A 22,729-nucleotide genomic window follows, 5' to 3' on the forward strand; every position below is an offset into this window, starting at 1 on the left:
GAGGTGGCGTGGTGCGCAGGTGGGGTCGGCCGTGGGTGGCCGCCGGATCGGTGGTCGCGATCGTGGCGGTCGGCGGCGGGACCGCGTTCTGGGTGAGCGGTTCCGGATCCGGATCCGGGGGCGGCAAGCCCGCGGCGTCCGTCGACGACGGGTATCCGGGGCTGCCGCACACCACCGTGCAGGTGTCGCCCGGCGGTTGCGGTGCCGGGTGGACGCATCCGCAGGCCGGGCTGCAGGTGTTCGACGTGACCAACACCGGGGTCGGCTCCGAGGAGGCGTACGTCAAGGACGCCACCACCGGAGCGGTGCTCGGCGAGGTCGAGAACCTGGCGCCGGGGATGTCGCGGCCGATGGTGGTGCGGCTGGCGGCGGGGAGCTACGCCTTCCTGTGCCTGCCGCAGGACGTCGAGGCGGTGACCGGGCCGACCGTGAAGGTGACCGGCAGCGGCAGCGGCGGTCCCGCGGTGCTGCCGGTGACCCAGCACGACCTGACCCCGCCGACGCTGGCCTACCAGACCTGGGTGGCCGGGCAACTGCCGGGCCTGGCCGCGGCGGTGGACACCCTGCGGGCGGCCGTGGACCGGGGCGACCTGGCGGCGGCGCGCGGTGCCTGGCTGCCGGCGCATCTCGCCTACGAGCGGCTGGGCGCGGCCTACGGGACCTTCGGCGATCTGGACGGAAGCATCAACGGGACGACCAAGGGCCTGCCCGGCGGTCTCACCGATCCCGGGTTCAGCGGCTTCCACCGGCTGGAGTACGGGCTGTGGCACGGGCAGTCGGCGGCCGTGCTGAAGCCGGTGGCCGCGCGACTGGCGGCCGACGTGGCCTCGCTGCGCAAGCAGTGGGCGTCCGAGCAGATGGATCCGCTGGATCTGGGGCTGCGGGCGCACGAGATCGTGGAGAACACGATCCAGCTCGAGCTGACGGCGCGCACCGACTACGGCAGCGGGTCCAACCTGGCGACGGCGCGGGCGAACCTGCAGGGCACGGCGGAGGCGCTGAAGCTGCTGCGTCCGCTGCTGGTGCCGCGGATGCCGTCGCTGCCGCGGATCGACGCGGCGATGAAGGCGGCTTCGGACGAGCTGTCCAAGCTGGGCGGGGTCCCGTTGGCCGCCTTGTCGACGGGTGACCGGGAGCGGTTGAACGCGGTGTTCGGAGACCTGGTGACGGAACTGGCGCCGGTGGCGGCTGTGTGTGATGTGCGGAGGACGTCGTGACGACGGGTAGTGCGGGTGTGGGCCGGCGTTCGGTGCTGCGTGGCGCGGCGGCGCTGACCACCGCGGCGGCGGTCGCGGGCAGTGCGGCGGCGTCGGCCACGGCGGACCCGGCGACGGCCCCGGCCACGGGCGGAGCCGCCGGCGGCTCGTATGCCTTCGAGGGGGTGCACCAGGCCGGGGTGCTGACTCCGAAGCAGCGCTGCGCGGCCTTCGTCGCCTTCGATGTGACGGCGGCGGACCAGGCAGGGCTTGAGGCGCTGTTCCGCACGCTGACGACCCGGATCCGCTTCCTGACCTCGGGCGGGGTACCCGAGCCGCTGGGGATCAGCGCGCCGCCCTCGGACTCCGGGGTGCTCGGCCCTGAGGTCCCCACCGACGGTCTGACCGCGACGCTGGCGGTCGGCTCCTCCCTGTTCGACGGGCGGTTCGGCCTCGCGGCGCGCAAGCCGCTGCGACTGAAGCCGATGGAGTCCTTCCCCGACGACGACCTGGACCCGGCCTGGTGCCAGGGCGACCTGCTGCTCCAGCTGGGCGCGGCCAACGCCGACACGGTGGCGCACGCGCTGCGCGACCTGGCCCAGCACACCCGGGGGGCGATGCAGGTCCGCTGGCGCATCGACGGCTTCCAGTCGCCGCCGCGTCCGGCCGGTACGCCGCGCAACCTGCTGGGCTTCCGGGACGGCACGGCGAACCCGGACACCGCTGACACCCGGGCCATGGACCAGGTGGTCTGGGTCGGCGCCGGCTCCGGCGAGCCGGCCTGGGCGGTGGACGGGTCGTACCTGGCGGTGCGGCTGATCCGGATGCTGGTGGAGTTCTGGGACCGGGTGTCACTGAACGAGCAGGAGCGGATGTTCGGCCGGGTGAAGTCCTCGGGGGCGCCGCTGGACGGGCGGCTGGAGACGGACGCGCCCCGCTACGCGGCGGACCCGACCGGCGACGTGATCCCGATGGACAGCCACATGCGGCTGGCGAACCCGCGCACCGCGGGCTCGGACAAGCTGCGGATGCTGCGGCGCGGCTTCAACTACGACCGGGGCACCGACAGCAACGGCAACCTCGACATGGGCCTGGTGTTCTGCGCGTTCCAGCAGGACCTGGACCGTCAGTTCATCGCGGTGCAGAAGCAGTTGGCCGGTGAGCCGCTGGTCGACTACATCACCCCGTTCGGCGGCGGGTACTTCTTCGTCCTGCCCGGGGCAAGGAACGCCGGGGACTGGCTAGGCCGGGGACTGCTCGGCCGGTGACGGTTCGTCTACGCGCGCTGACACCCCGTTTTCTCACAGGGCGTTCATCTGGCGGTCACCCTGCCGGAGGCATGAGGTCGTGCGTGCGGCGAAGGATGCGGAGCGACAGTGAGTGGACTTTGTGTCCTGTGGAGGGGTCTGGAATGGCGATAGTGGCTGGTAGCGGTAGGCGAGGCGCCCGTTGGGCGGCTCTGGTGGGTGCGGCCGCGCTGGTGGCGGCGGCGGGTACCTCTCCGGCGTGGGCGAAGGACGGCGGATCGGACCACCGTCCGACCGCGCCCGTCTACGTCAAGACGGAGACCCCGATCAAGCACCTGGTGGTCATCTACGACGAGAACGTGTCCTTCGACCACTACTTCGGAACGTACCCGCAGGCGGCGAACACCGACGGGACCCCGTTCCACGCGGCGAAGAACACGCCCAAGAACACGAACAACCTGGTCAACTCAGGTCTGCTGAAGAAGAACCCGAACCTCTACGCGCCGCAGCGGCTGGCCTCCACGCAGGCGCTGACCTGCGACCAGAACCACAACTACGGCCCCGAGCAGTTGGCCTACGACGGCGGCAAGGCGGACCTGTTCGTCCAGCACACCGACACCGACACCTGCTCCGGCGGCCTGTACGCGGCCCCCGGCCTGGGCATGGACTACTACGACGGCAACACCGTCACGGCGCTGTGGAACTACGCGCAGCACGGTGTGCTGGCCGACAACTCCTTCAGCAACAACTACGGTCCCTCCACCCCGGGTGCGCTGAACCTGGTCTCGGGTCAGACCCACGGTGTGATCTCGGTGAGCGGCACCGGCAGCACCGAGAACCCGGTGCAGACCGCCACCCCGGACACCTACGCGGTGCACTCGCCGGACGCCAAGGGCGTCGGCACGGTCACCGGTGACCCGGACCCGGCCTTCGACGACTGCGCCGACAACTCCCACACCAGCACCAGCGCGCTGGCGGAGCTGCAGGGCCAGAACATCGGCGACCTGCTCAACGCCAAGAACGTGACCTGGGGCTGGTTCCAGGGCGGCTTCTCGCCGAGCACCCCCTACTCGGGCAAGGCCGGCACCTACGCCTCCTGCGCCGGGACGACGCACACCAACATCGGCGGCGCCGCCTCGGTGGACTACAGCCCGCACCACAACCCGTTCGCGTACTACAAGTCGACGGCCAACCCGCACCACGTGCTGCCGACCGGCCTGGACGAGATCGGCCACGCCGGCCCGGCGAACCACAACTACGACCTGTCGTACTTCGACCAGGCCGTGGCCGCGGACAAGCTGCCGGCCGTGAGCTTCATCAAGGCCGCCGAGTACCAGGACGGCCACGGGGGCTACTCCGACCCGATCGACGAGCAGAACTTCCTGGTCAAGCAGATCAACGCGCTGGAGAAGTCGCCGGAGTGGTCCTCGACCGCGGTCGTGATCGCGTACGACGACTCCGACGGCTGGTACGACCACGTGTACCACGCGCCCACCAACGGCTCCGCGGACACCGCGCCCGGCATGGACGCCGCCGCGTGCATCGCCGCCGCCGCCAAGAAGTCCACCGCCCCGATCGGCGGCTACGCCGACCGCTGCGGCCCCGGCCCGCGCCAGCCGCTGCTGGTCGTCTCGCCGTACGCGAAGACCAACCACCTGGACCACACCTTCACCACCCAGGCGTCGATCCCCGCGTTCATCGAGCAGAACTGGAAGACCAAGAAGGTCGGCGACGCCTCCTTCGACGCGACGGCGGGCTCGCTGAAGCCGGCCTTCGACTTCCAGCACCCGAACAACGAGCAGGTGCTGCTGAACGCCAACGGTTCGGTGGCCTCGGTCAAGAAGATCCACGACCGTGACGACCGCGACACCGTCGCCAGCTTCGCGGTGGGCGACATCGCGTCCTCCACCTCGGGCACCGGCTCCTCGGCGCTGCTGTCGGCCGGTCTCGGCGCCGCGGCGCTGGCCGCGCTGGGCACCGGCTTCACGGTCTCCCGCCGCAGCCGCCGCAAGAACGCTGCCGCGTAGTCAGTCGCACTGAACAAGGGAGGGCCCGGGCGCTTGCGCCCGGGCCCTCCCGCGTTGGTATGCCGGTCGCGGCGCAGCCGGAAAAGCGGCGGCACCTGCCTCTCAACCTTGGTCGGGGACGAGAGGCAGGTGCCTTGGTGGTTCTCCGCGTGCGATCCGGCGGCGCTGGCGGGGACGCGGTGGTGCAGCCCGTGCGGGCCGCCCCTGTTAACAACAGTGTGACACGGAGGTCACACGGTCAGGGGGCGGTCCGTCGGGCGGATCGGGGCCGGCAGCGTGGAGGCGCGGCCGGAGAGGTAGCTGTCGACCGCCTTGGCCGCGGAGCGGCCTTCGGCGATCGCCCAGACGATCAGGGACTGGCCGCGACCGGCGTCGCCGGCCACGAACACACCGTCGACGTTGGTGGCGAAGGTGGAGTCCCGGCCGACGTTGCCGCGGGCGTCCAGGTCGGCGCCGAGCTGCTCGACCAGGCCGTTCTGCACGTCGGTGCCGGTGAAGCCCATGGCCAGGGTGACCAGTTGGGCCGGGATGGAGCGCTCGGTGCCGGGGACCGGCTCGAACCGTCCGGCCTTGAACTCGACCTCGACCAGGTGCAGTTCCTGGACGTTGCCGTCCTCGTCGCCGGTGAAGCGGGTGGTGTTGACCGCGTAGACGCGCTCACCGCCCTCCTCGTGGGCCGAGGTGACCTTGTAGACCATCGGCATGGACGGCCAGGGCTGGTTGGCCGGGCGGTCGTCGCTGGGCCGGGGCATGATCTCCAGCTGGGTGACCGAGGCCGCGCCCTGCCGCAGCGCGGTGCCGAGGCAGTCCGCGCCGGTGTCGCCGCCGCCGATGACGATGACGTGCTTGCCGGCGGCGCTGATCGGGGACTCGACGTAGTCGCCCTCCTGCACCTTGTTGGACAGCGGCAGGTACTCCATCGCCTGGTGGATGCCCTTGAGCTCGCGCCCGGGCACCGGCAGGTCGCGCGCGGTGGTGGCGCCGGCCGCGACCACGACCGCGTCGAAGCGGTCGCGGAGCTGACGCCCGGTGATGTCGACGCCCACCTCGACCCCGGTACGGAACCGGGTGCCCTCGGCGCGCATCTGCTCGACCCGCCGGTTGATGTGGCGCTTCTCCATCTTGAACTCGGGGATGCCGTAGCGCAGCAGGCCGCCGATGCGGTCGGCGCGCTCGTACACCACCACGGTGTGGCCGGCCCGGGTGAGCTGCTGGGCGGCGGCGAGTCCGGCCGGGCCCGAGCCGATGACGGCGACGGTCTTGCCGGAGAGTCGCTCGGGCGGCTGCGGGGCGACGCCGCCGTTGTCCCACGCCTTGTCGATGATGGTGACCTCAACGTTCTTGATGGTCACCGGGTCCTGGTTGATGCCCAGCACACAGGCCGACTCGCACGGGGCCGGACACAGCCGCCCGGTGAACTCCGGGAAGTTGTTGGTCGCGTGCAGCCGCTCGATCGCGCCGTTCCAGTCGTCCCGGTAGGCGAGGTCGTTCCACTCGGGGATGAGGTTCCCGAGCGGGCAGCCGTTGTGGCAGAACGGGATGCCGCAGTCCATGCAGCGGCCGGCCTGCTTGGTGATGACGGGCAGGAGGCTGCGTTCGACGTAGACCTCGTTCCAGTCCCTGATGCGGACGTCGACGGGGCGTCGCTCGGCGAGTTGCTTGGGCGTGGTGAGGAAGCCCTTGGGGTCAGCCACGGTTGGCAGCCTCCATCATCTTCGCGGTGGTCGCGGACTCGGAGAGCCCGTCTCGCTCGGCGGCGTCCTTGGCGGCGAGCACGGCCTTGTAGTCACGGGGCATGATCTTGGTGAAGCGGGAGACCCCGCCACCCCAGTCGGCGAGGAGCTCCGCGGCCACGGTGGAGCCGGTCTCCTCGTAGTGCTGCTGGACGGCGTCCCGCAGCCATTCGCGGTCGGTCGCGTCGGGGGCCTCGATGCCCACCATGCCGGTGTTGACGTTGTTGGGGCGCATGTCCAGGACGTAGGCGATGCCGCCGGACATGCCGGCCGCCAGGTTGCGCCCGGTCTCGCCGAGGATGACCACCTTGCCGCCGGTCATGTACTCAAGACCGTGGTCGCCCACGCCCTCGACCACCAGGGTGGCCCCGGAGTTGCGGACGGCGAAGCGCTCACCGGCCTTGCCGCGCAGGTGGATCCGGCCCGCGGTGGCGCCGTAGCCGATGGTGTTGCCGGCGATCACGTGCTGCTGGGCGTCGGCGCCGATGGCGGCGGCGTCCCGGGACGGGCGGACGATCACCACGCCGCCGGACAGGCCCTTGCCGACGTAGTCGTTGGCGTCGCCCTCGAGCCGCAGGGTGATGCCGCGCGGCAGGAAGGCCCCGAAGGACTGTCCGGCCGATCCGGTGAAGGTGATGTCGATGGTGCCCTCGGGCAGGCCCTCGCCCTTGTAGCGCTTGGTCACCTCATGGCCGAGCATGGTGCCGACGGTGCGGTTGACGTTGCGGATCGGGACCTGGGCCCGGACCGCCTCGCCGTGCAGCAGGGCCTGCTCGGCCAGCTCGATCAGCTGGTTGTCGAGGGCCTTGTCCAGGCCGTGGTCCTGGGTGGTGGTCTGGTGCAGCGACGCGCCCTCGGGCAGGGCCGGGACGTGCAGCAGGGGCGCGATGTCGAGCCCGTTGGCCTTCCAGTGGTCGACCGCCTTGGTGGCGTCGATCAGCTCGGCGTGGCCGACGGCCTCCTCGATGGTGCGGAAGCCCAGCTCGGCGAGGATCTCGCGGACCTCCTCGGCGATGAACTCGAAGAAGTTCACCACGAACTCGGGCTTGCCGCTGAAGCGCTCGCGCAGCACCGGGTTCTGGGTGGCCACGCCGACCGGACAGGTGTCCAGGTGGCAGACCCGCATCATGATGCAGCCGGAGACCACCAGCGGCGCGGTGGCGAAGCCGAACTCCTCCGCGCCGAGCAGCGCGGCGATGACCACGTCCCGGCCGGTCTTGAGCTGGCCGTCGGTCTGCACCACGATGCGGTCGCGCAGGCCGTTGAGCAGCAGGGTCTGCTGGGTCTCGGCGAGGCCGAGCTCCCAGGGGCCGCCCGCGTGCTTCAGCGAGGTCAGCGGCGAGGCGCCGGTGCCGCCGTCGTGTCCGGAGACCAGGACGACGTCCGCGTGGGCCTTGCTGACACCGGCCGCGACCGTGCCGACGCCGACCTCGGAGACCAGCTTCACATGGATGCGGGCCGCCGGGTTGGCGTTCTTGAGGTCGTGGATCAGCTGGGCCAGGTCCTCGATGGAGTAGATGTCGTGGTGCGGCGGCGGGGAGATCAGGCCCACGCCGGGGGTGCTGTGCCGGGTCTTCGCCACCCAGGGGTAGACCTTGTGTCCGGGCAGCTGGCCGCCCTCGCCGGGCTTGGCGCCCTGCGCCATCTTGATCTGGATGTCGTCGGCGTTGACCAGGTACTCGCTGGTGACGCCGAAGCGCCCGGAGGCGACCTGCTTGATCGAGGAGCGGCGGGCCGGGTCGTGCAGCCGCTCCGGGTCCTCGCCGCCCTCACCGGTGTTGGACTTGCCGCCGATGCTGTTCATGGCGATGGCGAGGGTCTCGTGCGCCTCCATGGAGATGGAGCCGTAGGACATGGCCCCGGTGGAGAACCGCTTGACGATGTCGGCGACCGGCTCGACCTCGTCGATCGAGATCGGCGTGCGGCCCTCGGTGGCGAACTTGAAGAGCCCGCGCAGCGTCATCAGCCGCTCGGACTGCTCGTTCACCCGGCCGGTGTACTGCTTGAAGATGTCGTAGCGCTTGGTGCGGGTGGAGTGCTGCAGCCGGAACACCGTCTCCGGGTCGAACAGGTGCGGCTCGCCCTCGCGGCGCCACTGGTACTCGCCGCCGATCTCGAGCCGGCGGTGCGCCGGGGAGATGCCGGAGACCGGGTAGGCCTGGGCGTGCCGGGCGGCGGTCTCCTGGGCGATCTGGTCCAGGGTGATGCCGCCGAGCTTGGTGGTGGTGCCGGCGAAGTAGGTGTCCACCAGGTCCTGGGAGAGGCCGATGGCCTCGAAGACCTGCGCGCCGCGGTAGGAGGCCACGGTGGAGATGCCCATCTTGGACATGACCTTGAGGACGCCCTTGCCGAGGGCGTAGATCAGGTTGCGGATGGCCTTCTCGGCCTCCACCCCCCGGATACCGGGCTCCTCGAAGAGCCGGCCCTCGGCCGCCATGTCCTCGACCGACTCCATGGCCAGGTACGGGTTGACCGCGCCCGCGCCGTAGCCGATCAGCAGCGCCACATGGTGCACCTCGCGGACGTCCCCGGCCTCGACGATCACGCCGACGTGGGTGCGCTGCTTGGTGCGGATCAGGTGGTGGTGCACGGCGGCGGTGAGCAGCAGCGACGGGATCGGCGCGTGCTCGGCGTCGGAGTGCCGGTCGGACAGCACGATGATCCGGGCGCCGTCGGCGATCGCGGCGTCGGCCTCGGCGGCGATCTCGGTGAGCCGGGCGGCCAGGGCCGCACCGCCGCCGCCGACCTTGTACAGGCCGGAGAGGGTGACCGCCTTGAGGCCGGGCAGGTCGCCGTCCGCGTTGATGTGGACCAGCTTGGCGAGCTCGTCGTTGTCTATCACCGGGAAGGGCACGGTGACCGAGCGGCAGGAGGCCGCCTCGGCGTGCAGCAGGTTGCCCTCCGGGCCGAGGTTGCTGGACAGCGAGGTGACCAGTTCCTCGCGGATGGCGTCCAGCGGCGGGTTGGTGACCTGCGCGAACAGCTGGGTGAAGTAGTCGAACAGCAGCCGGGGCTTGTCGGACAGCGCGGCGATGGGCGAGTCGGTGCCCATCGAGCCGAGCGGCTCGCCGCCGGTCTTGGCCATCGGCGCGAGGATCAGCCGCAGCTCCTCCTCGGTGTAGCCGAAGGTCTGCTGGCGCCGGGTGACCGAGGCGTGGGTGTGCGCGATGTGCTCGCGCTCCGGCAGCGCGTCCAGGGTGATCGAGCCGGCGTGCAGCCACTCCTGGTACGGGTTCTCGGCGGCGAGCGAGGACTTGATCTCCTCGTCCTCGATGATCCGGCCCTGGGCGGTGTCGATCAGGAACATCTTGCCGGGCTGCAGCCGGCCCTTGCGGACCACCTGGTCCTGCGGGATGTCCAGCACACCGACCTCGGAGGCCAGCACGACCAGGCCGTCCTCGGTGATCCAGTAGCGGGCCGGGCGCAGGCCATTGCGGTCGAGCACCGCGCCGACCTGGGTGCCGTCGGAGAAGGTGACGCAGGCGGGGCCGTCCCAGGGCTCGATCAGGTTCGCGTGGAACCGGTAGAAGGCGCGGCGGGCCGGCTCCATGGTGGCGTGGTTCTCCCACGCCTCCGGGATCATCATCAGCACCGAGTGCGGCAGCGAGCGCCCGCCCAGGTGCAGCAGCTCCAGCACCTCGTCGAAGGAGGCGGTGTCGGAGTGGTCCGGGGTGCAGATCGGGAAGATCCGCTCCAGGCCCTCGCCCTTGCTGTTGACCGGGATCAGGTCGGTGGCGAGCTGGGACTCACGGGCCGTCATCCAGTTGCGGTTGCCCTTGACCGTGTTGATCTCGCCGTTGTGGGCGATGAACCGGTACGGGTGGGCCAGCGGCCAGCTCGGGAAGGTGTTGGTGGAGAAGCGGGAGTGGACCAGGCCGATCGCGGAGGCGAAGCTGCGGTCGGACAGGTCGGGGAAGAACGGCTCCAGCTGCCCGGTGGTCAGCATGCCCTTGTAGACCAGGGTGCGCGCGGACAGGGAGGGGAAGTAGACGCCGCTCTCGCGCTCGGCGCGCTTGCGCAGCACGAACGCGACCCGGTCCAGCTCCAGGCCGGCCCTGAGACCCGCGGTGTCGCTGACGAAGAGCTGGCGGAAGCGCGGCATGACCGAGCGGGCGGTGACGCCCAGCAGGTCGGGGGTGACCGGGACCTCGCGCCAGCCGAGGACGGTGAGGCCCTCCTCGGCGGCGATGGCCTCGATGCCGGCCACGGCGGCGGCGTCGGCCGCGTCGTCGTCGGGGAGGAAGGCGATGCCGACCGCGTACGACCCGGCCGCGGGCAGCTCGAAGCCGGCCTTGGCGCGCAGGAAGGCGTCCGGGACCTGGGTGAGGATGCCGGCGCCGTCGCCGGAGTCGGGCTCGGCGCCGGTGGCGCCGCGGTGCTCCAGGTTGCGAAGAACGGTCAGGGCCTGCTCGACGATGCGGTGCTCGGCCTTGCCGGTGAGCGTTGCCACAAAGCCGACGCCGCATGCGTCGTGCTCGTTGCTGGGGTCGTACAGGCCCTGCTGAGCGGGGCGCGCGTCCGCCAGAGCCCAATAGGGCTGAGGAGCCCGATCGGTGCCAGGGGCGGAGTGCGGGGACGCAGACAGCATCGGCTCTCCCGTCGTGTCGTCGTGTTCGGCATGGTCACAATTCACATGCGCATCCGGGACGACGCTGGCCCTCTGCGATTTCGTGCAGGTTACATGATGCCCAAGATTCCACAAAGTGGATTCTCTAGTCCATCATGTGGACTACCCAGCAGGTCAGGCCCTGTATTGGCCACGCTCGGGGATAGCGCACGCCCGGGACCCCGGGGTGTCGGGATCACTCGGACGTCCTCGCAAGTGTGCCCGAACAAACGCTCCGCGAAACAGTGGGTTTACCTCGTCGCACGGTGTGAGTAACACCACGTGCCTGCTCAGCCGACGTGCGCGCCGATCAGGCCGCCCAACAGGAACGTCACCGCCGCGGCCGAACCGCCCAGCGCCAGCTGCCGCAGCCCGCTGTACCACCAGCTGCGGGCGGTCACCCGGCTCACCACCGCGCCGCAGCCGAACAGGCCGACCAGCGCCAGGCCCAGCGAGGGCAGCAGGGTGCCCGCCCCCAGCAGGTACGGCAGCAGCGGCAGCAGCGCGCCCAGCGCGAAGGCCGCGAACGAGGACCCGGCCGCCAGCAGCGGCGACGGCAGGTCCGCCGGGTCGACGCCCAGCTCCTCGCGGGCGTGCACCTCCAGCGCCCGCTCCGGGTCGGCGGTCAGCTGCTGCGCCACCTCGAACGCCAGCCGCGGCTCCACCCCGCGCTCCACATACAGCTGCGCCAGCTCGGCCAGCTCCTCGGCCGGGTTGCGGCGCAGCTCGATCCGCTCGATCTCCAGCTCGGCCTGCACCAGCTCGCGCTGCGAGGCCACCGAGGTGTACTCCCCCGCCGCCATCGAGAACGCCCCGGCGGCGAGCCCGGCCAGGCCGGTCAGCACGATCGCCTGCTGCCCCACGTGGCCGCCGACCACGCCGGCCATCAGCGCGAAGTTCGACACCAGCCCGTCCATCGCCCCGAATACCGCCGGACGCAGCCAGCCGCCGTTCACATCGCGGTGGGTGTGCGCGTACGCCTCCGCGGTGGCGGCTATGGACTCGGCGGAGGGGACGGGAGCGCTGGGCGTTGCGGTAGTGGTCACGCTTAGGAAAATAGCCTGCGTCAAACTTTTGTTCCAGCAAGGCAGTACTGCCTTACCGACCCCTCTGACCTGCAAGGTTAGCCTTGCCTTCAGCGGAAGAAAGCCCGCCGGACCCGGCGCAGCCAGTCCTCGGCGGCGGCCCGGTCCGGCTCGGCGGGGAGCGCACCGGGGGCGGCCAGCACCGCCTCGGTACGGGCCAGCAGCGGGCGGGCCCGCTCCGGTGCGTCGGCGATCGCCTCGCCGAGCGCGCGGACGGCGTCCGGGTCCGGGAGGCGCAGCGTCAGCTCGCCGGTGGTGTGCAGCTGTTCCGCCTGCCGAAGCAGCCTGACCAGGTGACGGGCGTGTTTGGCGCTCTTGGCTCGCTGCTCCGGGCGGTGGCCCAGCAGCTTGCGGAACTGCTGGTCGGCGTAGCCCAGGTAGGCGCTGCGGACCCCGGCCGCGGAGTGCAGTGAGCTCCGCAGCCCGACCAGCTCCTCACCGAGCGGGGTGCGGGTGTCGTACACCTCCAGCCAGAGCAGCTCGCTCGCGGTCGGATTGCTGGACAGCATCAGCCGCACCGCCTTGCCCGCCTCGTGGAAGGTACGGTCCGGCCCGGTCGTGACCACCGACTCCTTGGGCCGCTCCAGCCCGTGCAGTTCCTCGGTGGGCACGGCGAACATCCCCAGCCGGTCCACGTCCGAGCCCTCGTGCGCCAGCCCGTAGGCAGTCGAGCCGACCACGCCGGCCAGCAGGATGTTGTCCATGGCCCCGAGCCTGCCGCAGCCGGGCGGGCGCATGCCACCGGATATCAGCTGTAGGGGTGCCAGCCGTGCGTGTCGATGGCGAAGCCCATGGGTGCCGGCATCGTCAGGCTCTGCCCGAAGACCCCGCTGGAGGTCTCGACGTAGCGGCTTCCGTCCAGCTCCAGCACGTGCCAGCCGGCGTCATTGGGGTCGATGACCACATAGACGGGGATCCGGGCGTCGGCGTAGCGCAGCCGCTTGTCCTCCCAGTCGCGCTTGATCGCGGCACGGGTCGTGGACACCGTCTCGACCACCGCGAGCAGGATCTCGGCCGGCCAGTCGTCCATGGTCAGCGGGGTGTCCTCGGCCCGGACCACGACCGCGTCGGCGCGGGGCCGGTAGTCGTCCGCCAGGAAGATCCCCCGCTCCGACCAGGCGGCGAAGGGCTCCGGGGTCTGCCGGACGAAGGCGCGACCGGGCAGGTCGTGGATCGATCCCGGATTCGCCTGCATGACCAGCTCGCCGTCGAGCAGCTCCGCATACAGTCCGGCCGGGATCTCCAGCTCGTGCCAGGCCTGGACAAGGCGGTTGCTGGGGCTTCCGCCCGGGGGAGTTGTGTCGGTCGACATAGCCGAACGGTACCAAGTGCTCCGGTGCTGTTCCGGCCTTCAGCGGAGCCTGCCGTCGACCAGTTCCAGGATCTGGTCGGCGTGGGTGAGGAGGGTGCGGTCGTGGGTGACCAGGAGGGTGGCGGTGCGGTGGGTGCGGGTGACGGTGGCGAGGAGGTCGGTGATCCGGGCGCCGCGTTCGTGGTCCAGGGCGGAGGTGGGCTCGTCGACCAGGAGGACGGCGGGTTCGGCGAAGAGGGCGCGGGCGATGTTGACCCGCTGGCGTTCGCCGCCGGAGAGCTGGTGCGGGCGGCGGTGCTGCTTGCCGTCGGTGAGGCCGACCGAGGCGAGCAGTTGCTCGGCCCGGCCCCGGGCCGCCCGGGGCCGGGTGCCGCGCAGGTGGGCCACCGCGAGCAGTTGCTCCAGCGCGGTGAGCGAGGCCAGCAGGTTGGGCTGCTGGAAGACGATGCCGATCCGCTCCCGGCGCAGCGCGGTGGCCTGCTTGGCGGTCAGCCCGCAGACGTCCTCGCCGTCGACCAGGACCCTGCCGGAGTCGGGGCGCAGCAGGGTCGCCGCGACGGCCAGCAGGCTGGACTTGCCGGAGCCGGACGGGCCGACGATCGCGGTGAGCTCGCCCGGGGCGCTGTGCAGGCTGACAGCGTCCAGCGCGGTGAGGCGGCGGTCGCCGTCCGGGTAGGTGAGGACGACGTCCTGCAGGGTGAGGCCGGTCGGGGTGGGGCCGGTCATCGGTGGGCTCCCAGGGCGGTCAGCGGGTCGACGGAGGTGATGCGGCGGACCGCGAGCGCCGCGCCGGCCAGGCCGAGCAGCACCATGGCCAGCACCGGCACGGCCGCGGTGGCGGCGCTCAGCGCGAACGGGACCCCGCTGAGCAGCGCACCGCCGGTCAGGCCGAGCGCGGCCCCGGCCAGGGTCCCGCCGAGCAGCAGGATCAGCGCCTGGGCCAGGGCGTCCCTGACCAGGTAGCCGCTGGAGGCTCCGACGGCCTTGAGCACGGCGATGTCAGTGCCGCGTTGCACGGTCCAGACCGTGAAGAAGGCGCCGATGACGAGGGCGCTGACGGCGAACAGAAAGCCCTGGATCATCCGCAGGCTGCCCTGCTCGGCGGAGTAGCCGTCGATGGCCCCGAGCGCGGCGGAGCGGCTGACGGTGCGGGTGTTCACGGCCCGGTCCAGCGCGGCGGTGTCCGCGGCCCCGGGGCTGACCGCGAGGGCGGTCGGGGCGGTGGCGCCGCTGAGCCGCTGCCAGGTGGGCTCGGTGGTCCAGACGGCCGGGGCGTGGCCGTAGGAGCGGTCGGCGGTGATCGCGGAGACGGTGAGGGCCGCTGCGCCCACGGTGACCCGGCTGCCCAGCGCGATGCCGCTCGCCGCGCCGACCGCGACCTGCCCGTCGGCGGGTGCGCGGCCGGACAGCAGCGGGGGCAGCAGCGCGGCCGGGACCCCGAGCACGCTGACCGAGGTCGCACTGCTGCCGCTGCTGAGCCGGGATCTGGCGACGCCCAGCGGGGCCACCGCGCCCGCGCCCGGTGCGGACCGCCAGGCGGCCAGCTGGGCCGGGGTGATGCCGCTGTCGCTGAAGGAGACCTCGGGGGTGGCGCCCGGCGGTGCGCCGAAGACCAGGGCCCTGGCCGGCAGGCCGGTGATCGCCGAGGAGGCGTCGGCGGCCAGGCCGCCGGTGAGGCCGTAGAGCAGGACGACCAGGGTGGTGATCAGCAGGACGACCGCGCCCATCAGGGCGAACCGCCCTCGGGCGAAGCGGATGTCACGCAGGGCGACGAACAAGGGGGTCCTCCGGCGACGGGCGATTGCGGTGCACCCACACCCTCGGGCAGTCGCGCATGGGATCCATCGGGGAGAGGAGTGGTCTCGAATCCATCAAAAGGTTGATGCCGGCGGATGCCTGCCGCCGCCACGTCCGGCCGTAGGCTGCATTGCTGTGACCAGCAACGACGACACCGCCCCGGTCCATCAGCCCGCGCTGCGGGTGATGGGCGTGGCCCTGCACGTCCTGGTGTACGCGCTGCTGGTGGCCGGGCTGGTCAACGGCGGCGGGCCGCTCGCGGTACTGCTCGGCGTGCTGTTCGGGCTTGCCTACGCCTGCGGCGGGCTGCGCCCGGTACGGTCCGGCCGGGCCCGCTCGCGCTGGTGGCTGGGCGGGGTGGTGGCGCTGTGGGCGGGGCTGACGGCGGTGGACCCGGCGGCCGGGTACGTGGCCTTCCCGCTGTTCCTGATCACCCTGCACCTGTTGCCGCGCCGCTGGTCGCTGCCCGCGGTGGTGGCCATGACCGGGGTGGTGGTGGCCGCGCAGGCGACCACGCCCGGCGGGCTGACCACGGCGAAGGTGCTCGGTCCCGGCATAGGCGCGCTGGTCGCGGTGCTGACCGCGTACGGCTACGCGGCGCTCTACCAGGAGAGCAGCCGCCGCCAGCGGCTGATCGACGACCTGGTGCGGACCCGGGACGAGCTGGCCGCCAGCCAGCGCGAGGCCGGCAAGCTGGCCGAACGCCAGCGGCTGGCCCGGGAGATCCACGACACCCTGGCCCAGGGCCTGTCCAGCATCGTGCTGCTGTCCAGGGCCGCCGAGCACGCGCTGCCCCCGGGCGCGGAGGCCGCCGCGGGCCGGATCCGCGAGATCGGGACGACCGCCTCGGACAACCTCACCGAGGCCCGGCGCTTCGTCGCCGCGCTCACTCCCCCGTCGCTCCAGGACGCCACCCTGCCGGAGGCGCTGCGCCGGGTCGCCGCCGGGTACGGTCCGGTCCCCGCGGTGGCCTTCCACCAGGACGGCGCGGCCTATCCGCTGCCGGTGGAGGCGGAGGTGGCGCTGCTGCGGCTGACCCAGGAGGCGCTGGCCAACGTCCGCCGGCACGCCGGGGCGGACCGGGCCGCGGTGACCCTCAGCTACCTGGACGACCAGGTCACCCTGGACGTCTACGACGACGGCTGCGGCTTCGCCCCGGAGACGGAGGCGGACGCGGACGCGGCGTCCGGCACCGGCCGGCGGTTCGGGCTGCACGGGATGCGGGAGCGGATCGCCGGGCTGGGCGGGGTGCTCTCCATCGAGTCGGCGCCCGGCGAGGGCACCGCCGTCGCCGTGGCCCTGCCGCTGGCGGCCCTGCAGGGCGGTGTCCGGTGATCCGGGTGGTGCTGGTGGACGACCATCCGGTGGTCCGGCGCGGGCTGCGGGCCCTGCTGGAGGAGCTGCCCGAGGTGGAGCCGGTCGGCGAGGCCGCCGACGGGGCCGCCGCGCTGCGGCTGCTTGAGCAGCTGGAACAGGCCGGCGGACCGCGGGTGGACGTGGTGCTGATGGACCTTCAGATGGGCGAGGGGATGCACGGGGTCGAAGCCACCCGGCGGATCGCCGCGCTGCCGGACGCCCCCTCGGTGCTGATCCTGACCACCTACAGCACCGACGCCGACATCCTCGCCGCGGTCGAGGCCGGGGCCACCGGCTACCTGCTCAAGGACGCCCCGCCGGAGGAGCTGGCGGCGGCGGTCCGCGCGGCTGCCAGGGGCGAGACCGTGCTGGCCCCGCCGGTCGCGGCCCGGCTGCTGGGACGGGTCAGAGCCGGCGGGCCGCGGCTCTCCCCCCGGGAGCAGGAGATCCTCGGCCTGCTCGCCGAGGGGCTGGCGAACCGTCAGATCTCCAAGCGCCTCTTCATCAGCGAGGCCACAGTGAAGACCCATCTGGTGCATGTCTACGACAAGCTCGGGGTGGACAGCAGGACCGCCGCGATCGCCGCCGGCCTGCGCGGCGGTCTGATCCGACGGTCCCGCTGACCACCCCGGCCGCAGGTTGCTGCACGTACTACGGCTTGGTGTTGCCCGCCGTCGGCGAGGCCAGCGCGGCGGCGCTGGCCGGGGTGAGCACGGCCGGGGTCTTGCCCTTGTTCGCCGCGTCCACCCACTTCACCAGGTTCGCCTCGCTGATCTGCTCGTTCTTGAAGGTCGGGTAGGCCGAGGTGCCGTTGAGCAGGATGGTCGGCGTGGAGCTGAAGCCGGACTTGTCGAAGTCGGTCTGCACCGCGGTGACCCAGGAGCCGAAGCTGTTGCCGTTCACACAGGACTCGAAGGCCGGTGTGTCCAGCCCCGGCACCTGCTTGGCCAGGGTGATCAGCTTGCCCTTGTCGGCCCAGGCGTCGTCGGTCTCGTCCGGCTGGTTGGCGTAGATCACATCGTGGAAGTTGTGGAACTTCCCGATGTTCTGGGCGCAGGCCAGGGCGTTGGCGGCGTTCTTGGAGCCGCTGCCCTGGTCGTGCCGGTCGATGAACGACACCACGTGGTACTGGACCTTGATCCTGCCTTCGCTCAGCAGCTTGTTGACCGTGCCGTGGAAGGAGGTCTCGAACTCGCCGCAGGCGGGACAGCGCGGGTCCTCGTAGACCGTCAGCGTGGACGGCGCGGCGTCGGCGCCGACCGGGATGACCAGGTTGTTGGTCCCCACCGTCCCCTTCGGGGCGTCCGTGGCCGAGTAGGAGCTGGACTTGTGGTTCATCACCAGGACGCCGACCACGACCGCGACCACCAGCACGGCCAGCACGGTGCCGATGATGCCGAACTGGCGCATCCGCCGGGCCTTGGCCTCCTGGGCGGCGCGCTCCTCCTGCATCCGGTCGCGCGCACTGCGCCTGGCCTCAGTGTTCTTCTGACTCATGTTGCTTCATCACCAACTGCGAGGGGACAGGGAAAACTGCTCTGAAGGGGTGGGTCAGGGGGCGGCGAGCAGCCCGTCCAGGGAGAGCCGGGACCGGGGCCGCCAGAGCAGCCAGCCGGCCACCACCAGGAAACCCAGGTCGCGCAGGATCTCCTGGAGGTAGGCGGTCTTGGAGGCGCTCACCGCGCCGCCGCCGCCGAAGCAGCCGCAGTCGATGGAGATCCCGCGGGCCCAGACCGAGGCGATGGAGCCGATGTAGACCAGCAGCAGCAGCGCGGAGATCCCGGCGGCGATCCTGGTGCCGAGGCCCACCAGCAGCAGCAGGGCCAGCGCCATCTCCAGGAACGGCAGCCCGTAGCCGAAGGGCTTGACCAGCGCCTCCGGCAGCAGCCGGTAGGCCCGTACGGCCTGGGCCGCCGCCTCCGGGTCGCCGATCTTGGCGAAGCCGGCCCAGCCCCAGACCACCGCGAGGCCGACTCTGGCGGCGGTGCCGATCCAGTCGGCGACGGCCGCCCGTCCGCCGGTCACCCCCGGTGTGGTGCGGCCGGTTCTGGCCGTCTGATCCGCGATCATGTGGCATCGCCTCCCTGCGATCTGCGCCATTACTGCGTCAATTCGGTTGCACGGCAGGTCAGTTCGACTTCGCCGCCTGCTGCACCAGGGCGCCGAGCGCAGCCGGGTCTGTCAGCAGCTTCGGCTGCGCGCCGAGGTCGACCTCCTGGCCGTTCAGCAGCATCGAGGGGGTGCCGTGGTGCACCTTGGCGTCGGTGTAGGCGGTCTGCGCCTGGCCGACCCAGCTGCGGTACCAGAGGTCGTGCAGCTCGGCGTCGAAGGCCGGGCCGCGCAGGTGCGGGACCGAGGAGCCCAGCTGCAGCAGCCGGGCCTCGGTGAAGCCGTCGGTGTACTCGTCCGGCTGGTTGGCGAACAGCAGCGCGTGGTACTCGGGGAAGCCGCCGTGGGCGAGCGCGGCGCGGGCGGCGTTGGTGGCCAGCAGCGCGCCGGGCCCCGGCAGCCGCTGGTCCAGCGAGGACTCGAGCACATAGCGCACCAGCACCTGGTGGGCCGCGGCCATCGCGGCGAGCTTCGCGCCCTGGCGGGCCTCGAAGGCGGCGGTGGTGGAGCAGCGGAAGTCCTCGAACACGGTGAGCACCACCGGGGCGTCGGCGTAGCCGACGTCGATCCCGGCGCCGTCCGGGGAGAGCCGGGCCGGCAGGCCGAGCAGCACCCTCCGCTGCGGCACGTCTTTGACCAACGGCGCCTTGACCGGGGAAGCCTTGACCAGCGGCGCCCTGGAGAGGCTGCGGCTGACGGCGGCCGGGGCCAGCATCCGCTGGTCCGCGGGCCGGTCGGCGGTGGTGCGCTGCAGCCCGCCCTCGGAGAGGGCTTTGGCGACGGTCGCCTCTCCGCCGACGGCCACCGCCAGGGCGACGGCGGCGACAGCGGCCTTGGCCACCCGGACACGGGGTGAAGCAGCCACGGAGGACCTCCTCGGATCGCGGTCGTGCGAAAACGCACGGGCGGCGCCGAAGAGGCGCCACCTGCCGGATCATCAACGAGGAGGGCACTGCCCGGGGTACGCGCCACGCGGCCACTCACCCGAAGGAGTGACCGCGTGGAACGTTTACCCGACGGAACAACAGCGCTGAACAGCAGCGCTGGTCAGCGCTTGCGGACGCCTGCCGCCAGCTCGGCCGCCAGCTCGCGGACCGCGGTGCAGCCCGCCTCGGCGGAGGGCGCGTCCAGGATCCGCTGGACGAAGGCGGAGCCGACGATCACACCGTCGGCGAAGGCCGACACCTCGGCGGCCTGGGCCGCCGTGGAGACGCCGAGGCCGACGCAGACCGGCAGGTCGGTGGTCGCCCGGGTGCGCTTGACCAGGTCCTCGGCCAGCTCGCCGACCTGGGCCCGGCTGCCGGTCACGCCCATCACCGCGGCGGCGTAGACGAAGCCGGTGCCGCTGGCGGTGATCGTGGCCAGCCGCTGGTCCCGGCTGGAAGGGGCCACCACGAACACCGTGGCCAGGTCCAGTCCGGTGGCCGCGGCCAGCCAGCCGCCGGCCTCCTCGACCGGGAGGTCGGGCAGGATGCAGCCCGCTCCCCCGGCGGCGGCCAGGTCGGCGGCGAAGCGCGCGGCCCCGTACCGGTCCACCGGGTTCCAGTAGGTCATCACCAGTACCGGCACGGCCGGGTTGGCGGCGGTGACCTGACGGACCGTCTCCAGCACGTCGGTGATCCGGATGCCGTTGCGCAGCGCGATGTCGTCGGCGGTCTGGATCACCGGGCCGTCCAGCACCGGGTCGCTGTGCGGCAGTCCGATCTCGACCACGTCGCAGCCGCCGTCGATCAGCGCCTGCACGGTGTCGGCCGCGCCGGGGATGGTCGGGAAGCCGGCCGGGAGGTAGCCGATCAGCGCGGCCCGGTTCTCGGCCTTCGCCGCGGCCAGGGTGGTGTCGAGCAGCGTCACTTGGTGCCCCCCTGCGGTGCGTCGTCGAGCAGGCCGAAGTACTCGGCGGCGGTGTGCATGTCCTTGTCGCCGCGTCCGGAGAGGCTGACCAGGATGGTCGCGTCCGGGCCCAGCTCGCGGCCCAGCTCCAGCGCGCCGGCCAGCGCGTGCGCGCTCTCGATGGCCGGGATGATGCCCTCGGTGCGGGAGAGCAGCCGCAGCGCCTCCATGGCGGCGGCGTCGGTGCAGGGCCGGTACTCGGCCCGTCCGGCGTCCTTGAGGTAGGAGTGCTCGGGGCCGACGCCGGGGTAGTCGAGACCGGCCGAGATGCTGTGGCTCTCGATGGTCTGGCCGTCCTCGTCCTGCAGCACGTAGGTGCGGGAGCCGTGCAGCACGCCGGGGTCGCCCTTGGTGAGGGTGGCCGCGTGGCGGGGGGTGTCGACGCCCTCGCCGGCCGCCTCGATGCCGACCAGGCGGACGCCCGCGTCGGGGATGAAGTCGTAGAAGATCCCCATCGCGTTGGAGCCGCCGCCGACGCAGGCGACGATGGCGTCCGGGAGCCTGCCGGTGCGGTCCAGGACCTGGGCCCTGGCCTCGATGCCGATCACCCGGTGGAAGTCGCGGACCATCATCGGGAACGGGTGCGGTCCGGCGACCGTGCCGAACAGGTAGTGGGTGGAGTCGACATTGGCGACCCAGTCCCGGAACGCCTCGTTGATGGCGTCCTTGAGGGTGCGGCTGCCGGAGGTCACCGGGATGACCTCGGCACCGAGCATCCGCATCCGGGCCACGTTCAGCGCCTGGCGCCGGGTGTCGACCTCGCCCATGTAGATGGTGCAGTCAAGGCCGAACAGCGCGGCGGCGGTGGCGGTGGCCACGCCGTGCTGTCCTGCGCCGGTCTCGGCGATCAGCCGGGTCTTGCCCATCCGGCGGGTCAGCAGGGCCTGGCCCAGCACGTTGTTGATCTTGTGCGAGCCGGTGTGGTTCAGGTCCTCGCGCTTGAGCAGGACGCGGGCGCCGCCCGCCTCCGCGGAGAAGCGGTGGACGTCGGTGAGCGGGCTGGGGCGCCCGGTGTAGTCCTTGAGCAGGGCGGCGAGTTCGGCGCCGAAGGCCGGGTCGGCCTTGGCCTTCTCGTACTCGTCGGCGACCTGCTCGACGGCGGCGACCAGCGCCTCCGGGATGAAGCGACCGCCGTACGCGCCGAAGTACCCGCGCGCGTCGGGGGTGATGTCGTTGGACGACATGGGTGATGGTCCCTCAGGGTGTGTGGGCCGATGGGGTGTCAGGAACGGACCTGGGGTGCGTCTGAGGATCTCGGGTGCGGCGTGTGCCGGGTCGGTGGCGCAGTTCCCCGCGCCCCTGCGGTGCGGCAGCTGAGCCAGTTGCAACCGGCTGGGGGCGCGGGGAACTGCGCGCCCAGCCCGCTACGGCCCGCAGCGAAGATCCCTCAGAAGTGCCCTATCCCTGCCATCGGGCACCGGGGACCTGCCCGGGCTCGGCTCCGATCACATAGCGCACCCGGCGCCCCAGCACCCGGCGCGCGGGCGCGCGGCAGCCGCGGGGGCGGCAACCGGGCTGGAGTCGGGCGGACATGGCCATGAGGGTAGTGGTCAGCCCCGGCTGTGGCGAATCGCCGGGTGGGCGCCCGCGGCGACCAGGTCGGCGACGGCCGCCCTGGGGTCGCGGCCGGTGACCAGGGACTCGCCGACCAGGACCGCGTCCGCGCCCTCGTTGGCGTAGGCGATCAGGTCGTGCGGACCGCGCACCCCGGACTCGGCGACCCGGACGATGTGCGACGGGATCGACGGCGCGACATTGGCGAAGGTGTCCCGGTCGACCTTGAGGTCCTTGAGGTTCCGGGCGTTGACGCCGATGATCCGGGCCCCAGCGTCGACCGCGCGGGCCACCTCCTCCTCGTCGTGCACCTCGACCAGCGGGGTCAGCCCGATGGACTGGGCCCGCTCGATCAGCGACTCAAGCGCGGGCTGCTCCAGCGCGGCGACGATCAGCAGGGCCAGGTCGGCGCCGTAGGCGCGGGCCTCCCACAGCTGGTAGGCGGTGACGATGAAGTCCTTGCGCAGCACCGGCGTGTCGACCGCGTCGCGGACCGCCTTGAGGTCGGCCAGCGAGCCGCCGAAGCGGCGCTGCTCGGTCAGCACCGAGATCGCCGCCGCACCGCCCGCCGCGTAGTCCGCGGCCAGCGCGGCCGGGTCGGCGATGGCGGCCAGCGCGCCCTTGGACGGGCTGGAGCGCTTGACCTCGCAGATCACCCGGACGCTGTCGCCGCGCAGCGCGGCCACGCCGTCCTTGGCCTCGGGCGCGCGGACCGCGAGCTCCTTGAGGTCGTCAAGGGACACCCGGCTCATGCGCTCCTCGAGGTCCTCACGGACCCCGGCGATGATCTCGTCGAGCACGCTCACTCTGGATGCCC

General features: G+C 72.1%; 19 protein-coding genes. 5 read left to right on the forward strand and 14 right to left on the reverse strand.

The window, feature by feature from the left end; genetic code table 11:
* The first annotated feature begins 8 nt into the window (after positions 1-8).
* The 3 genes from ACEZDG_RS23985 (at position 9) to ACEZDG_RS23995 (ending at position 4,470) form a co-directional block, all read left to right on the forward strand.
* Positions 9-1,217 carry an EfeM/EfeO family lipoprotein gene (locus ACEZDG_RS23985; RefSeq protein ID WP_380512949.1) on the forward strand — a complete coding sequence of 403 codons (1,209 nt, stop codon included), beginning with the start codon at positions 9-11 and terminating at the stop codon, positions 1,215-1,217.
* Complete coding sequence (gene efeB, locus ACEZDG_RS23990) at positions 1,214-2,464, forward strand: iron uptake transporter deferrochelatase/peroxidase subunit (RefSeq protein WP_380512951.1); 1,251 nt, start codon at positions 1,214-1,216, stop codon at positions 2,462-2,464. Before ACEZDG_RS23985 ends, efeB begins: the two co-directional genes overlap by 4 nt.
* A gap of 143 nt (positions 2,465-2,607) precedes the next feature.
* Positions 2,608-4,470, forward strand: a complete 1,863-nt coding sequence (locus ACEZDG_RS23995; RefSeq protein ID WP_380512952.1) for a phospholipase C — start codon at positions 2,608-2,610, stop codon at positions 4,468-4,470.
* 230 nt (positions 4,471-4,700) lie between these two features.
* Here the strand turns inward: ACEZDG_RS23995 and ACEZDG_RS24000 are convergent, their stop codons facing one another.
* The 7 genes from ACEZDG_RS24000 to ACEZDG_RS24030 all read right to left on the reverse strand — a co-directional run bounded on the left by ACEZDG_RS24000 (position 4,701) and on the right by ACEZDG_RS24030 (position 14,984).
* A complete protein-coding gene (locus ACEZDG_RS24000) occupies positions 4,701-6,164 on the reverse strand; it encodes a glutamate synthase subunit beta (protein ID WP_380512954.1) in 1,464 nt (487 codons plus the stop codon).
* On the reverse strand, positions 6,157-10,791 hold the full coding sequence (gene gltB / locus ACEZDG_RS24005; RefSeq protein ID WP_380512956.1) for a glutamate synthase large subunit: 4,635 nt from the start codon (positions 10,789-10,791) through the stop codon (positions 6,157-6,159). Before gltB ends, ACEZDG_RS24000 begins: the two co-directional genes overlap by 8 nt.
* Before the next feature lie 308 nt (positions 10,792-11,099).
* Positions 11,100-11,807: a VIT1/CCC1 transporter family protein gene (locus ACEZDG_RS24010; protein WP_380513262.1), complete on the reverse strand. Its 708-nt coding sequence runs from the start codon at positions 11,805-11,807 to the stop codon at positions 11,100-11,102.
* Between the two features lie 137 nt (positions 11,808-11,944).
* Positions 11,945-12,598: a nucleotidyltransferase domain-containing protein gene (locus tag ACEZDG_RS24015; RefSeq protein ID WP_380512958.1), complete on the reverse strand. Its 654-nt coding sequence runs from the start codon at positions 12,596-12,598 to the stop codon at positions 11,945-11,947.
* A gap of 44 nt (positions 12,599-12,642) precedes the next feature.
* Positions 12,643-13,206, reverse strand: a complete 564-nt coding sequence (locus ACEZDG_RS24020; RefSeq protein WP_380512960.1) for a Uma2 family endonuclease — start codon at positions 13,204-13,206, stop codon at positions 12,643-12,645.
* A gap of 39 nt (positions 13,207-13,245) precedes the next feature.
* A complete protein-coding gene (locus ACEZDG_RS24025; RefSeq protein WP_380512962.1) occupies positions 13,246-13,932 on the reverse strand; it encodes an ABC transporter ATP-binding protein in 687 nt (228 codons plus the stop codon).
* Entirely contained in the window at positions 13,929-14,984 is a 1,056-nt protein-coding gene (locus ACEZDG_RS24030; protein ID WP_380512964.1) for an FtsX-like permease family protein, read from the reverse strand. The genes ACEZDG_RS24025 and ACEZDG_RS24030 overlap by 4 nt, the downstream gene beginning before the upstream one ends.
* 154 nt (positions 14,985-15,138) lie before the next feature.
* Here ACEZDG_RS24030 and ACEZDG_RS24035 point away from each other — a divergent pair, with 154 nt between their 5' ends.
* Entirely contained in the window at positions 15,139-16,338 is a 1,200-nt protein-coding gene (locus tag ACEZDG_RS24035; RefSeq protein WP_380512965.1) for a sensor histidine kinase, read from the forward strand.
* Complete coding sequence (locus ACEZDG_RS24040) at positions 16,335-16,982, forward strand: response regulator (RefSeq protein WP_380512967.1); 648 nt, start codon at positions 16,335-16,337, stop codon at positions 16,980-16,982. Before ACEZDG_RS24035 ends, ACEZDG_RS24040 begins: the two co-directional genes overlap by 4 nt.
* 28 nt (positions 16,983-17,010) lie before the next feature.
* Here the strand turns inward: ACEZDG_RS24040 and ACEZDG_RS24045 are convergent, their stop codons facing one another.
* The 7 genes from ACEZDG_RS24045 to trpC all read right to left on the reverse strand — a co-directional run bounded on the left by ACEZDG_RS24045 (position 17,011) and on the right by trpC (position 22,718).
* Complete coding sequence (locus ACEZDG_RS24045) at positions 17,011-17,856, reverse strand: DsbA family protein (protein WP_380512969.1); 846 nt, start codon at positions 17,854-17,856, stop codon at positions 17,011-17,013.
* Between the two features lie 54 nt (positions 17,857-17,910).
* Complete coding sequence (locus ACEZDG_RS24050; RefSeq protein WP_380512971.1) at positions 17,911-18,429, reverse strand: MauE/DoxX family redox-associated membrane protein; 519 nt, start codon at positions 18,427-18,429, stop codon at positions 17,911-17,913.
* 58 nt (positions 18,430-18,487) lie between these two features.
* A complete protein-coding gene (locus ACEZDG_RS24055; protein WP_380512973.1) occupies positions 18,488-19,333 on the reverse strand; it encodes a DsbA family protein in 846 nt (281 codons plus the stop codon).
* Between the two features lie 182 nt (positions 19,334-19,515).
* A complete protein-coding gene (trpA, locus tag ACEZDG_RS24060; RefSeq protein WP_380512974.1) occupies positions 19,516-20,319 on the reverse strand; it encodes a tryptophan synthase subunit alpha in 804 nt (267 codons plus the stop codon).
* Positions 20,316-21,542, reverse strand: a complete 1,227-nt coding sequence (trpB, locus tag ACEZDG_RS24065) for a tryptophan synthase subunit beta (RefSeq protein WP_380512976.1) — start codon at positions 21,540-21,542, stop codon at positions 20,316-20,318. The genes trpA and trpB overlap by 4 nt, the downstream gene beginning before the upstream one ends.
* 214 nt (positions 21,543-21,756) lie before the next feature.
* Positions 21,757-21,897 (reverse strand): tryptophan biosynthesis modulator TrpM, encoded by a 141-nt coding sequence (trpM, locus tag ACEZDG_RS24070; protein ID WP_380512978.1) that lies wholly within the window; start codon positions 21,895-21,897, stop codon positions 21,757-21,759.
* 11 nt (positions 21,898-21,908) lie between these two features.
* Complete coding sequence (gene trpC, locus ACEZDG_RS24075; protein WP_380512979.1) at positions 21,909-22,718, reverse strand: indole-3-glycerol phosphate synthase TrpC; 810 nt, start codon at positions 22,716-22,718, stop codon at positions 21,909-21,911.
* Positions 22,719-22,729 lie beyond the last annotated feature (11 nt).

Origin of the sequence: Streptacidiphilus alkalitolerans (assembly GCF_042511045.1) — a bacterium.
In the GTDB taxonomy this organism is placed as follows: domain Bacteria; phylum Actinomycetota; class Actinomycetes; order Streptomycetales; family Streptomycetaceae; genus Streptacidiphilus; species Streptacidiphilus alkalitolerans.

Bases quoted from the DNA above. Each gene is read 5' to 3' on its own strand.
- ACEZDG_RS24015 (WP_380512958.1), bottom strand. From the start codon at position 12,598: ATGGACAACATCCTGCTGGCCGGCGTGGTCGGCTCGACTGCCTACGGG.
- trpM (WP_380512978.1), bottom strand. From the start codon at position 21,897: ATGGCCATGTCCGCCCGACTCCAGCCCGGTTGCCGCCCCCGCGGCTGC.
- ACEZDG_RS23995 (WP_380512952.1), top strand. From the start codon at position 2,608: ATGGCGATAGTGGCTGGTAGCGGTAGGCGAGGCGCCCGTTGGGCGGCT.
- trpB (WP_380512976.1), bottom strand. From the start codon at position 21,542: ATGTCGTCCAACGACATCACCCCCGACGCGCGCGGGTACTTCGGCGCG.
- ACEZDG_RS24020 (WP_380512960.1), bottom strand. From the start codon at position 13,206: ATGTCGACCGACACAACTCCCCCGGGCGGAAGCCCCAGCAACCGCCTT.
- ACEZDG_RS24045 (WP_380512969.1), bottom strand. From the start codon at position 17,856: ATGAGTCAGAAGAACACTGAGGCCAGGCGCAGTGCGCGCGACCGGATG.
- ACEZDG_RS24025 (WP_380512962.1), bottom strand. From the start codon at position 13,932: ATGACCGGCCCCACCCCGACCGGCCTCACCCTGCAGGACGTCGTCCTC.
- gltB (WP_380512956.1), bottom strand. From the start codon at position 10,791: ATGCTGTCTGCGTCCCCGCACTCCGCCCCTGGCACCGATCGGGCTCCT.
- ACEZDG_RS24050 (WP_380512971.1), bottom strand. From the start codon at position 18,429: ATGATCGCGGATCAGACGGCCAGAACCGGCCGCACCACACCGGGGGTG.